We start from the raw sequence: 11,946 nt of genomic DNA, 5'->3' as shown, positions 1-11,946 counted from the left end.
TTGGGCGAAATGACAGGCTTCGGTCGAAATGACAGGCTTGGTGCAGTGACAGCTGTCGGAGCCAGGCCCGCGTCAAGGCGCCGGCGCACGCGCGCACGGCGTGCCGTCAAAACCCCGTCATCGCTCCGGCACACGGATTGCATCCCTTCTGCATCCACCGCCGGAGTCGACGTTCGTGCCAGCCCCCGCCCCTGCTCTCCAGCCCGCCACGCCCGCCAAGTCCCGGCGCCTGTGGCTGTGGCTCCTGATCCTCGTCGTGGTGGCCGGTGCCGCCGGTGGCGGCTGGTGGTGGTGGCAGGGCCGGCAGCAGCCTGCGGCCGACGGTGAGGCCAAGCCGGCCCAGCCCTCGCGCCTGCCGGCCCAGTACATCGCGCTCGAGCCCTCGTTCGTGGTCAACCTCGCCGACGTCGACGCGGTCCGCTACCTGCAGGCCGACGTGCAGGTGGTGACCCGCGACACGGCCACGCTCGCCGCGCTGAACGCCCACCTGCCCTCGATCCGCAACCGCCTGCTGCTGCTGTTCGGCCAGCAGGAGGCGCGCCATCTGACCCAGCGCGCCGGCAAGGAGCGCCTGCAGCAGGCCGCGCGCGACGAAGTGCGCGCCCTGCTCAAGGCCGAGGGCGCCGCCGACAAGGTCGAAGCGGTGATCTTCACCAGCCTGGTGACCCAGTAATGAGCGCCGACCTGCTGTCCCAGGACGAGATCGACGCCCTGCTGCACGGCGTCGACAGCGGCGTGGTCGAGACCGAGCCGCCGCCCGCGCCGGGCGAGGCGCGCACCTACGATTTCGCCAGCCAGGACCGCATCGTCCGCGGCAAGCTGCCGACGCTGGAGATGATCAACGAGCGCTTCGCGCGCACCCTGCGCATCGGCCTGTTCAACCTGCTGCGGCGCTCGGCCGACCTGTCGGTGCGCGGCATCGACCTGGTCCGCTTCGGCGAGTACATGCACTCGCTGCAGGTACCGACCAACCTCAACCTGGTGAAGATGAAGCCGCTGCGCGGCACCGCCATCGTCACCTTCGAACCGCGGCTGGTGTTCACCGTGGTCGACAACTTCTTCGGCGGCAACGGCAAGTACCACACCCGCATCGAGGGCCGCGAGTTCACCCCGACCGAGATGCGCGTGATCCAGCTGCTGCTCAAGCAGACCTTCGCCGACCTGGTCGATGCCTGGGCGCCGGTGATGCCGGTGGAGTTCGAGTACATGAACTCCGAGGTCAACCCGCACTTCGCCAACATCATCAGCCCGCGCGACTACATCGTGGTCAGCCGCTTCAACGTGGAGCTGGAAGGTGGCGGCGGCGAGCTGCACGTGGCCATCCCCTACGCGATGCTCGAGCCGATCCGCGAGCAGCTCGACGCCGGCGTGCAGAGCGACCGCATCGAGAAGGACGAAGGCTGGACCCGCGCCATGCGCACCCAGCTGCAGGACGCCGAGGTCGAGCTGAGCTCGGCCATCGCCCATCGCCAGATCAGCCTGCGCGAACTGTCGCGGCTGCGCGTGGGCGACGTGATCCCGATCGAGCTGGCACGCCACGTGCAGCTGCGGGTGGAGCAGATGCCGCTGTTCACCGGCGAGTTCGGCATCCACAACGGCAAGAACGCCATCAAGGTCACGCAGGTGCATGCCGCGCGGACCATTCCCACCCTCGATTCCCTGACGGACATGCCATGACCACCAACGACGCCGCGGCCCTGGCCGCCTTCGACCCGCTCACCGCAGAAGCCGGCGTCAGCGCCGGCGCCGGCCTCGGCCTCGGCGCCGATCTCAACCTGGATGTGATCCTGGACGTTCCGGTGTCGCTGTCGCTCGAGGTCGGTCGCGCGCGCATCCCGATCCGCAACCTGCTGCAGCTCAACCAGGGTTCGGTGGTCGAGCTCGAGCGCGGCGCGGGCGAACCGCTGGACGTGTACGTCAACGGCACCCTGATCGCGCAGGGCGAGGTGGTGGTGGTCAACGACCGCTTCGGCGTGCGCCTGACCGACGTCGTCAGCCCGGCCGAACGGATCAAGAGGCTGCGATGAGCGCGGTGTCGCTGCCGCTGTCGGTGGCCGGCGTTGCCGGCGCCACCGTGGCCGCGCCGGCGGCGCCGGCGATGACCAATGCCGGCGTACCGGCAGGCGAAGCCGTGGTGACGCCTGCGGCCGTGATCGACAGTGCCGGCGCAGCCGTGCCCGCCAGTTCCGGCGGCATCGCGGACGCCACGATCGCGACCGCCACCGACGCCCCGCCCGCATCCGCCGCCGATGCATTTGCCGCGCGTGCCCAGGCGACGACCGTTGCGCCGACTGCGGCCGCCACAACCACGACCGCCCACACCGGCATCGCGACGCCGGCGACGCAGTCGTCCACCGCAGGCAGCCTCGGCGGGGCGGTGTTCGCGCTGGTGCTGGTGGTCGGGCTGATCCTGCTGCTGTCGTGGCTGGCCAAGCGCGTGCCTGGCCTGGGCGGCGGCGGCGTGGCCAATCCGGCGCTGCGCATCGTCGGCTCGCTGGCGCTGGGCCCGCGCGACCGTCTGGTGGTGGTCGAGGTTGGCCAGACCCAGCTGCTGCTCGGCGTCGGCGCCGGCGGCACCCGCACCCTGCACACCCTCGACCAGCCCCTGCCCAGCGCCGAGGCGAAAACCACGCCCGCCTTCGCGCAGCTGCTTGCGCAGCACTTCGGAAAGAAACCATGACCTTCCTGCGCGCGCTGCTCCGCGCCGCCAGCGCCTGCCGCGCCACCCTGCCGGCCTGGCTGCTGGGCGCCTGCCTGGCGTTCGCGCTGGCTCCGTCCGACGCCTTTGCGCAGGCCGCGCCGGCCGCCGCGCCGGTGAGCGCGCCCGCCGCGCCGGCGCAGCCGTTGCCCTCGGTCGAGCTCGGCAACATCGGCGGCCAGCCGGTCAGCATGCCGCTGCAGGTGCTGGCGCTGATGACCGGCATCACCCTGCTGCCGGCGGCGCTGCTGGGCCTGACCGCGTTCACCCGCATCATCATCGTGCTGGCGCTGCTGCGGCAGGCGCTGGGCACCGGCCAGACGCCGAGCAACCAGGTGCTGCTGGCGCTGGCGCTGTTCCTCACCGCGATGGTGATGATGCCGGTGTTCGACCAGGCCTGGGCCACCGGCATCGCGCCCTACCTCGACGGTTCGCTCGACTTCCGCGCGGCCTGGGCCGCCGCGTCCGAGCCGTTCCGCGGCTTCATGCTGGCGCAGGTGCGCGAGACCGACCTGATGACCTTCGCCGGCCTGTCGCAGACGGGCCCGTATGCCACGCCGGAGGACGTGCCGTTCAGCGTGCTGGCCGCGTCCTTCCTGACCAGCGAGCTCAAGACCGCGTTCGAGATCGCGTTCCTGGTCTACATCCCGTTCGTGATCATCGACCTGGTGGTTGCCAGCGTGCTGATGTCGATGGGCATGATGATGCTCTCGCCGATGCTGATCTCGGCGCCGTTCAAGATCCTGCTGTTCGTGCTGGTGGACGGCTGGATCCTGATCGTCGGCTCGCTCGCCGCCAGCTTCAATCCGGTCTGATCCGCCATGACCCCCGAAACCGCCCTTGGCGAAATCTCCCGCGGCCTGCAGATGGCGCTCACCCTCGGCGGCCCGGCCCTGGTCGCGGTGCTGGTGGTCGGCGTCGCGGTCGGCGTGCTGCAGGCCGCCACCCAGATCAACGAGCCGACCATCCCGTTCGTGGTCAAGGTGGTCGGCCTGGTGGTGGTGATGGCGATGACCGGGCATTTCCTGCTCGGGCGCATGGTCGCCTTCACCATCGACCTGTTCCACCGCATCCCGCACCTGATCGGCTGAAGCGCGCGTGGACACCGTCTCGCTCGCATCGATGGCCGGCGTCGACCTGTTCGGCATGCTCGCCGCCGTGCTCTGGTACGCGCTGCGCATCGGTGCGGCGCTGCAGGTGCTGCCGGTGATCGCCGGGCGCGGCATGCCGGCGCAGGCGCGGCTGATCGTGACGCTGGCCCTGTCGGCGTCGCTGGCGGCGGTGCTGCCGGCGCCGCCGCCGATGGCCGTGGACGCGGCGACGGCGCTTGGCGTGCTGCGCGAGTTCAGCGTCGGCATCGCCATCGGCATGATGCTGCGGATGGCGTTCGAGGCCGGGCGCCTGGCCGGCGAACTGGTCAGCCAGGGCATGGGCCTGTCGTTCGCGACCATGGCCGACCCGCTCAGCGGCGCCTCCTCGGCGGTGCTGTCGCAGTGGTTCTACCTGGCCTTCGCGCTGCTGTTCTTCATCACCGATGGGCACCTGGCGCTGATCAGCCTGCTGGCCGACAGCTACGGCGGGCTGCCGATCGGTGCCGCGTTGCCGGACGTGCAGGCGCTGCTGTCGGCGGTGCCGACGTTCTTCGCCGCGTGCCTGCGCGCAGGCGCGCTGCTGGCGCTGCCGGTGATGATGGCGCTGCTGTCGGTGAACATCGCCTTCGGCGTGCTCGCCCGCGCCGCCGCCCAGCTCAACCCGATGGCGATCGGCCTGCCGATGTCGCTGCTGGTCGGCCTGACCCTGCTGATGCTGCTGATGCGCCAGCTCGCCACGCCGGTCGGGCAGCTGTTCGAGCAGGCCTTCACCGCCGCGCGCGCGCTGACCGGATGAGACGGCGATGAGCGAGCAGGCGCAGAAGGAAGACCGCACCGAACAACCCAGCGAAAAAAGGCTGCGCGAGGCCCGCGAGAAGGGCCAGGTGCCGCGTTCGCGCGAGCTTGGCAACGTCGCCGTGCTCGGCTGCGCGGTGCTGGCGCTGAAGGCGACCGGCGGCAACGTCGGCGCCGCTTCGCGCGACTGGATGCGCGGCGCGCTGACGATCGAGCCCGAGCTGCTCGGCGCCCCCGACCGGCTGCTGCCGCACGCCATCGGGCTGATCGTCGACCTGGCGCTGCCGCTGCTGCCGCTGCTGCTGGCGGCGCTGGTCGCCTGCGCGATCGCGCCGGCGGCGATGGGCGGGCTGCGCTTCGCCAGCAAGGCGCTGGCGCCGGACTTCAACCGGCTCAACCCGCTCAAGGGCATCGCCCGCCTGTACAGCAGCGAGAGCGTGGCCGAACTGCTGCGTTCGCTGCTGCGCGTGGCGCTGATCGGCGGCATCGGCGGCTGGGTGGTGTGGCGTGCGTTCTCGACCCTGCTGACCATGCCGCAGGCGTCGCTGGAAGCCTCGGTCGCCGGCGGCGTGGACCTGGCGCTCGGCGCGCTGATGGCGATGGTCGGTGCGCTGGCGCTGCTGGCGGCGATCGACGTGCCCTGGCAGCACCACCAGCACCGCAGCAAGCTGAAGATGACCAAGCAGGAGCTGCGCGACGAGGCCAAGGAGGCCGAGGGCAACCAGGAGGTCAAGGCGCGCGTGCGCCAGATCGCGCGGCAGATGTCGCAGCGGCGGATGATGGATGCCGTGCCCGCGGCCGACGTGGTGGTGATGAACCCCACCCATTACGCCGTCGCCATGAAGTACAAGCCGGGCATGCATGCGCCCACCGTGGTCGCCAAGGGCGTCGACGAGATGGCGCTGGCGATCCGCGCGCTGGCCGAGAAACACCGGGTCCCGATCATCGAGGCGCCGCCGCTGGCACGGGCCTTGTATAGGCAGTCGCAGGTCGATCAGGAAATCCCGGTGAAACTGTACGCCGCCGTCGCGCAAGTGCTGTCCTACGTCTACCAGCTGCGGACCTGGGCGCCCGGCCGCGGGCCGATGCCGGCCATGGCCGAGTTCGACGTCGGCGCCGACGGCGCGCCTGACCCGGTCGACGGCGCGCCTGCCGACGGCGACGGAAGCCCGGCACGATGAGCAGCGTGCCCGGCCGCGGCGCCCTGATCCTGTCCAGCCTGCGCAACGGCGCCGCCGCGCCGGTGGTGGTGCTCGCGATCCTGGCGATGGTGATCGTGCCGCTGGCGCCGATCGTGCTGGACGCGCTGTTCACCATCAACATCGCGCTGTCGCTGGTGGTGCTGCTGGCGGTGGTCTACGTGCGGCGGCCGCTGGAATTCTCGATCTTCCCCAGCGTGCTGCTGATGGTCACCCTGCTGCGGCTGGCGCTCAACGTCGCCTCCACCCGCGTGGTGCTGATGCACGGCCACGAGGGCGCGGCCGCCGCCGGCCACGTGATCGAGTCCTTCGCCCAGTTCGTGATCGGCGGCAGCTACGCGGTCGGCATCGTGGTGTTCGCGATCCTGACCATCGTCAACTTCATCGTCGTCACCAAGGGCGCCGGCCGCATCTCCGAGGTGTCGGCGCGCTTCATCCTCGACGCGTTGCCCGGCAAGCAGATGGCGATCGACGCCGACCTCAACGCCGGCCTGCTCACGCGCGAGGAGGCCAAGGCGCGGCGCCAGGAAGTGCGCGAGGAGGCCGATTTCTACGGCTCGATGGACGGCGCCAGCAAGTTCGTGCGCGGCGACGCCATCGCCGGCATCCTGATCCTGGTGATCAACCTGGTCGGCGGCATCCTGATCGGGTTGCTGTCGCACGGCATGTCCTTCGCCGACGCGGCGCAGACCTACACCACCCTCGCCATCGGCGACGGCCTGGTGGCGCAGCTGCCGGCGCTGCTGATCGCGGTCGCCACCGCCATGCTCGTCACCCGCTCGACCGGCGAGCAGGAGATGGGCGAGACGATGTCCAGGCAGGTCTTCGGCCACCAGCGCGCGCTCACCGTCGCCGCGGTGCTGATGGGCCTGATCGGCATCGTGCCGGGCATGCCCAACGTGCCGTTCCTGCTGCTGTCGGCGATCCTCGGCGGCACGGCGTGGAAGCTGCGCAAGGGCACGACGGACGCCGCCGACGCCGCCGACGCGAGCCGCGCCAGTGCCGACGCGGCGCCAGCTGCAATGGCCGAACTGAGCTGGGACGAAATCCGCCCGGTCGAGCCGCTGGCGCTGGAGGTCGGCTACAAGCTGATCGCGCTGGTCGACCAGACCCAGGGCGGGCAGCTGCTGGCGCGCCTCAAGGGCGTGCGCCGCAAGCTCACCCAGGACCTGGGTTTCCTGATCCCGGCCGTGCACGTGCGCGACAACCTCGAGCTGGCGCCGGGCCAGTACCGGCTGCTGGTGCACGGGGTGCCGGTGGCGACGGGCGAGCTGGTGCCGGATCGCGAGCTGGCGCTGGATCCGGGCCGGGTGTTCGGCCCGCTCGAGGGCATCCCGGGCAAGGATCCGGCGTTCGGCCTGGACGCGGTGTGGATCGTGCCGGGCCAGCGCGCGCACGCCGAGTCGCTGGGCTACACCGTGGTCGACGCATCCACGGTCGCGGCCACGCACCTGTCGCACGTGGTGCGCGAGCGCGCGTCCGAGCTGCTCGGCCACGACGAGGTGCAGAACCTGCTCGCGGCGCTCGGGCGCAGCGTGCCCAAGCTGGTCGAGGACCTGGTGCCGAAACTGCTGCCGCTGTCGGTGGTGGTCAAGGTGCTGCAGTCGCTGCTGGCCGACCGGGTGCCGGTGCGGCAGATGCGGCAGATCGTCGAGACCCTGCTCGAGCACGGGGCGCAGACGCAGGACCCGGCGTCGCTGACGGCGGCGGTGCGGGTCGCGCTGGGCCGTTTCATCGTGCAGGAGCTCAACGGCATGGCGCCGGAGCTGCCGGTGTACACGCTGGCGCCGGCGCTGGAGCGGGTGCTGCAGGATTCGGTGAGCGGTCAGGGTGCGGCGCTGGAGCCGGGCCTGGCCGAGCGCCTGCACCAGAACCTGGGCGACTGCGTGAGCCGCCAGGAAAGCCGGGGCGAACCGGCGGTGCTGCTGGTGCCCGGCGGCGTGCGCGCGTCGGTCGCGCGCCTGGTCCGCCACAGCGTGCCTTCGCTGGCGGTGCTGGCCTACGCCGAGGTGCCGGAAGACAAGCGCCTGCGGTTGGTGGGTGCAGTGGGCTGACGGGTTTCTTGAAGTTCCTCGTCGATTGAGAGGCACTGCGCCGTTCGTTCCAGCACCGGCGATCCGGACTTCGGATGGACGCCGCGCCCTGCCGGTGCGGGGTCGCTCTTCGCTCGGTCAGGACATCCTGTCCTGACTCGCGCGCAAGACATCCATGTCTTGCTTGGCGCGATCCCGCACCGTCAGTGCACGGCTTGCCGGATCTGTTGGTTTCGACACTTCGGTCGCCAACTGCTTTCTGCTGATCGAAGTGGCTGCTGGGAATGGCCAAGGGCCGTCTCGGGCCGGGGGTTGCGGAAAGCAGCGCATGGATGCGCTGCGGCGGCGAGTCAGCCATGGATGGCTGACCGAGCCGAGTAGCAACCCCCGGCTCGGGACGGCCTCGATCCGCAAGCCCGGATCCATCCCCTCGAAGAGACGCAGGCTCGGAATGGGGCCACAGCGCCTGCCGCGCCAAGCTTCCGACGCGACCCCGGGAACGCTCAGGCCCGGGTCTTGCAGGGAGAGGGCAGGCCACTCCCAACGCCAACCGACCGGGCTTTCCGATATGCGAATCAAGCGTTTCACCGCTCCCGACATGCGTACCGCGCTGCGCATGGTCCGCGACGAACAGGGTCCCGATGCGGTGATCCTGTCCACCCGCACCAGCGCCGGCGGCGTTGGCATCGAGGTGGTTGCAGCCACCGATTACGACGAGGCCCTGGTGGCGCAGGCGCTGCGCGCCGCGGCGCCTGCGGCCGACGAAGCAGTGGCCCGTCCGCAGCCTGCGCGCGCGACGGTCCAGGCGCCTGCTGACGCGGTTCGCGGCGCAGCAACCGCTGCCGCGGCACCCGCCGCGCCGGCGGTTGCCGGAATTCCGGCGGCACCGCGCGAGACGCTGATCTCGCGGGCACGCGCCGTGTTCCGGATCGGCGAGGGTCCCACGCTGGCGGAACTCACCGCTGCACAAGGCGCCGAGGTTCCGGCTGCGGCGGCGATGCCAGGCCCCGCCCAGGCGTTTGCTGCGTCGATGCAAGCGCCCGTGCAGGCGTTGGCTCAGGCTGCGGCAGCAATCTCTGTTCCAACTCCCGCGCCTGTGGCGGCTCCCGCTCCGGTTCACGCCTGGCCCGAACCCGTCTCGGCGGCTGCTTCGATCCACGCCGTCGCCGCTGCGCCGGTAAGTGAGGTGCCGTCCGCGGCAACTCCGAGCCGCTTCGACGCGATGATGGCCGCGCTCGACGCCGGCCCGCGCCGTTCGCCGGCTGCAGTCCCGACCAACGACACACACGACGCACGCGCGGCCGCGATGGAGAGCGACGCCGCGGACTTCGTGCCGCTGCTGCCCGACAACATTCCGATGCCGCGCAGGCCCGGTGCCGATGACGAGGCGCCGGCTGAGCCGGTGGCCGCGCCGCGCATCGCCGCGAGCTTCGTGCCCGACCTCCCCGCCTGGATTCCGGCACCCATCGCGCAGGCCACCGCCGCCGCCGACGTCGCAGCCGAAGTAGAAGCCCCAGCGCCGCGCGCGCTGCAGGCGGTCGCCACGCCCGAAGCCAATCCGGCCATCGTCGCGATGCGCGACGAGATGGCGCGGATGCGGCAGATGATGGAAACCCAGATGGAGCAGCTGTCGCTGGAGCGGCTGCGCGGTTCGCCGGCGCGCGCGGCGGTGCTGGACGCGCTGATCGGCTACGGCTGCGAGGAATCGCTGGCCCAGGCCGTGGCCGAGCGCATCGATCCACGCCTGCCGCCGAGCGAGGTGCAGGCGCCGATGCTGGCCGAGCTGGCGCGCATGCTTACCGTGTTGCGCAGCGAACCGCTGGACGACGGCGGCGTGATCGCGCTGGTCGGGCCGACCGGCGCCGGCAAGACGACGACGATCGCCAAGCTGGCCGCCCGCTTTGCCGCCCGCCATCGCGCCCGCGACGTCGCCCTGGTCACCACCGACTGCCAGCGCCCCGGCGCGCGCGAGCAGCTGCAGGCCCATGGCCGACGCCTGGGCATCACGGTGTGCGAGGCCGAAGGCCCGGAGCGGCTGCAGGACACGCTCGCGCAGCTGGTCGACTACCCGCTGGTGCTGGTCGACACCACCGGCCACGCCCCCCGCGACCGCGCGGTGTTCAGCCAGATCCTGTGGCTGCGCGCCTCGCAGCGGGTGCGCAGCCTGCTGGTGCTGCCCGCCAATGCCCATCCGCACGACCTGGGCGAAGTGATCCGCCGCTATCGCCCGGCCAAGCCCGAGGGCGTGGTGCTGACCAAGCTCGACGAGGCCGGCCAGCTCGGCTCCGCGCTTTCGGTCCTGGCCCGCCATGGCCTGGGACTTGCCTATACCACCCAGGGGCAGCAGGTGCCGTCGGATATCGACGCCGCCGACGCCACCCGCCTCGTCCAGTCACTGGAGAAATCCCACCGTGCTGCCGATAACCCCCTCGCCACCGAGGATCGCCATGCAGTCGCCTGACCCCACCCTGCCCGTTTCCACCACCGACAGTGCCCGCGGCCCGGTGCGGGTGATCGCCGTCGCCAGCGGCAAGGGCGGCGTCGGCAAGACCTCGGTTTCGGTCAACCTGGCCACCGCCCTGGCCAATGCCGGCCAGCGCACCCTGCTGCTCGACACCGACCTGGGCCTGGCCAACGTCGACGTGATGCTCGGCCTGTCGCCGCGCTTCACCCTGGCCGACGTGTTCGCCGACCGCTGCGAACTGCGCGATACCGTCATGGATGCCGGCAACGGCCTGCTGGTGGTGCCGGCCGCGTCCGGCAAGCGCCACATGACCGAACTGCAGCCGCGCCAGCACGTGGGCCTGGTGCATGCGTTCTCGCAGCTCGACCTGGACCTGGACGTGATGGTGGTCGACAACGCCGCCGGCATCGCCGATGGCGTGCTGACCTTCTGCCAGGCCGCGCAGGACGTGATCGTCGTGGTCTGCGACGAGCCGGCCTCGGTCACCGACGCCTACGCCCTGATCAAGGTGCTCAGCCGCGAGCGCGGCGTGAGCCGGGTGCAGGTGTTGGCCAACCAGGTGCAGGATCCGGCCGAGGGCCGGCTGCTGTTCGAAAAGCTGCAGCGCGTGAGTGCGCGCTTCCTCGACGTGACCCTCAACTACCTCGGCGCGATCCCGCGCGATGAATGGCTGCGGCGTGCGGTGCAGCGCCAGGCCGCGGTGGTCGACGCCTTCCCGTCGGCGCCCTCGGCGATCGCCTTCCGCGACATCGCCCGGCGCTCGCGCCAGTGGCAGTCGCCGCCCGGCGCGCGCGGCCACGTCGAGTTCTTCCTCGAGCGCCTGGTGTCGACGCCGGGATCCGCCGCGCGGGGGGCCGCCGCATGAACGCCATCGCGACCGCGCGCTACCGTGCCAACCAGCAGGGATCGGCCGCCGAGGTCGTCGAGAAGCACGGCGAACTCGTGCGCCGCATCGCCCACCATCTCGCCGCACGCCTGCCGGCCAGCGTCGAGATCGACGACCTGATCCAGGCCGGCATGCTCGGCCTGATCGACGCGGCGCGCAATTTCCAGTCCGACCAGGGCGCGGCCTTCGAGACCTATGCCTCGATCCGCATCCGCGGCGCGATGATCGACGAGATCCGCCGCGGCGACTGGGTGCCGCGCTCGGTGCACCGGCGCTATCGCGACATCGTCGCGGCCACCCGCCGGATCGAGCAGGGGACCGGCCAGCCCGCCACCGCGCAGCAGGTCGCCGCCGAACTCGGCGTGGGCCTGGACGAATACCACGCCATGGTCGAGAACGCCGCGCGCGGGCAGCTGGTCAGCCTGGACGCGCACATGGACGAACACGATGGCGAGCCGCGGCTGGCCGGCGACGGCAGTGCCAATCCGGCGCGCGAGTTCGAACAGGGCGCCTTCCGCGACGCGCTGGCCGGTGCCATCGACGGCCTGCCCGAGCGCGAGCGGCTGGTGCTGTCGCTGTACTACGAGCAGGAGCTGAACCTGCGCGAGATCGGCGCGGTGCTGGGCGTGAGCGAATCGCGCGCCTGCCAGATCCACGGCCAGGCCGCGGTGCGCCTGCGCGCGCGCCTGGCCGACTGGCGCCGCGACGCCGGCGACGACGAAGACGACTATCTGCCCTGAGCCATCGGGCACGCAACCCCCACACACGCACCACATGAGG

Annotated in this window: 12 protein-coding genes; all 12 read left to right on the top strand. The window is 71.4% G+C overall.

What is annotated here, in order from left to right; all coding sequences use genetic code 11:
• Window positions 1-175: 175 nt before the first annotated feature.
• The 12 genes from ACW5EG_RS00140 to ACW5EG_RS00085 all read left to right on the top strand — a co-directional run bounded on the left by ACW5EG_RS00140 (window position 176) and on the right by ACW5EG_RS00085 (window position 11,906).
• On the top strand, window positions 176-673 hold the full coding sequence (locus tag ACW5EG_RS00140; protein WP_457016461.1) for a flagellar basal body-associated FliL family protein: 498 nt from the start codon (window positions 176-178) through the stop codon (window positions 671-673).
• The gene (gene fliM, locus ACW5EG_RS00135; RefSeq protein WP_457016459.1) at window positions 673-1,677 is read left to right on the top strand and encodes a flagellar motor switch protein FliM; all 1,005 of its coding nucleotides are present in this window, start codon (window positions 673-675) and stop codon (window positions 1,675-1,677) included. The genes ACW5EG_RS00140 and fliM overlap by 1 nt, the downstream gene beginning before the upstream one ends.
• Window positions 1,674-2,027: a flagellar motor switch protein FliN gene (gene fliN / locus ACW5EG_RS00130; protein ID WP_457016458.1), complete on the top strand. Its 354-nt coding sequence runs from the start codon at window positions 1,674-1,676 to the stop codon at window positions 2,025-2,027. Before fliM ends, fliN begins: the two co-directional genes overlap by 4 nt.
• 299 nt (window positions 2,028-2,326) lie before the next feature.
• Window positions 2,327-2,680: a flagellar biosynthetic protein FliO gene (gene fliO, locus ACW5EG_RS00125; RefSeq protein WP_457021375.1), complete on the top strand. Its 354-nt coding sequence runs from the start codon at window positions 2,327-2,329 to the stop codon at window positions 2,678-2,680.
• Window positions 2,677-3,513, top strand: coding sequence for a flagellar type III secretion system pore protein FliP (gene fliP, locus ACW5EG_RS00120; protein WP_457020524.1), 837 nt, complete (start codon window positions 2,677-2,679; stop codon window positions 3,511-3,513). Before fliO ends, fliP begins: the two co-directional genes overlap by 4 nt.
• Before the next feature lie 6 nt (window positions 3,514-3,519).
• On the top strand, window positions 3,520-3,789 hold the full coding sequence (locus ACW5EG_RS00115) for a flagellar biosynthetic protein FliQ (RefSeq protein WP_457020523.1): 270 nt from the start codon (window positions 3,520-3,522) through the stop codon (window positions 3,787-3,789).
• 7 nt (window positions 3,790-3,796) lie between these two features.
• The gene (gene fliR, locus ACW5EG_RS00110; RefSeq protein ID WP_457020522.1) at window positions 3,797-4,585 is read left to right on the top strand and encodes a flagellar biosynthetic protein FliR; all 789 of its coding nucleotides are present in this window, start codon (window positions 3,797-3,799) and stop codon (window positions 4,583-4,585) included.
• Window positions 4,586-4,592: 7 nt separating this feature from the next.
• Entirely contained in the window at window positions 4,593-5,765 is a 1,173-nt protein-coding gene (gene flhB / locus ACW5EG_RS00105; protein ID WP_457020521.1) for a flagellar biosynthesis protein FlhB, read from the top strand.
• A complete protein-coding gene (gene flhA / locus ACW5EG_RS00100) occupies window positions 5,762-7,837 on the top strand; it encodes a flagellar biosynthesis protein FlhA (protein WP_457020520.1) in 2,076 nt (691 codons plus the stop codon). Before flhB ends, flhA begins: the two co-directional genes overlap by 4 nt.
• Before the next feature lie 577 nt (window positions 7,838-8,414).
• Window positions 8,415-10,277 carry a flagellar biosynthesis protein FlhF gene (locus ACW5EG_RS00095; RefSeq protein WP_457020519.1) on the top strand — a complete coding sequence of 621 codons (1,863 nt, stop codon included), beginning with the start codon at window positions 8,415-8,417 and terminating at the stop codon, window positions 10,275-10,277.
• Window positions 10,264-11,145 (top strand): MinD/ParA family protein, encoded by an 882-nt coding sequence (locus ACW5EG_RS00090; protein ID WP_457016446.1) that lies wholly within the window; start codon window positions 10,264-10,266, stop codon window positions 11,143-11,145. Before ACW5EG_RS00095 ends, ACW5EG_RS00090 begins: the two co-directional genes overlap by 14 nt.
• On the top strand, window positions 11,142-11,906 hold the full coding sequence (locus tag ACW5EG_RS00085) for an RNA polymerase sigma factor FliA (protein WP_457016444.1): 765 nt from the start codon (window positions 11,142-11,144) through the stop codon (window positions 11,904-11,906). The genes ACW5EG_RS00090 and ACW5EG_RS00085 overlap by 4 nt, the downstream gene beginning before the upstream one ends.
• The last annotated feature ends 40 nt before the right edge of the window (window positions 11,907-11,946 follow it).

This window comes from Luteimonas sp. A611 (genome assembly GCF_054072715.1).
This window is presented reverse-complemented; position numbering and strand designations above follow the sequence as displayed.

Coding starts and splice junctions, on each gene's coding strand:
- ACW5EG_RS00095 (WP_457020519.1), top strand. CDS start 8,415: ATGCGTACCGCGCTGCGCATGGTCCGCGACGAACAGGGTCCCGATGCG.
- fliN (WP_457016458.1), top strand. CDS start 1,674: ATGACCACCAACGACGCCGCGGCCCTGGCCGCCTTCGACCCGCTCACC.
- ACW5EG_RS00085 (WP_457016444.1), top strand. CDS start 11,142: ATGAACGCCATCGCGACCGCGCGCTACCGTGCCAACCAGCAGGGATCG.
- fliM (WP_457016459.1), top strand. CDS start 673: ATGAGCGCCGACCTGCTGTCCCAGGACGAGATCGACGCCCTGCTGCAC.
- fliP (WP_457020524.1), top strand. CDS start 2,677: ATGACCTTCCTGCGCGCGCTGCTCCGCGCCGCCAGCGCCTGCCGCGCC.
- flhB (WP_457020521.1), top strand. CDS start 4,593: ATGAGCGAGCAGGCGCAGAAGGAAGACCGCACCGAACAACCCAGCGAA.
- ACW5EG_RS00115 (WP_457020523.1), top strand. CDS start 3,520: ATGACCCCCGAAACCGCCCTTGGCGAAATCTCCCGCGGCCTGCAGATG.
- flhA (WP_457020520.1), top strand. CDS start 5,762: ATGAGCAGCGTGCCCGGCCGCGGCGCCCTGATCCTGTCCAGCCTGCGC.
- ACW5EG_RS00090 (WP_457016446.1), top strand. CDS start 10,264: ATGCAGTCGCCTGACCCCACCCTGCCCGTTTCCACCACCGACAGTGCC.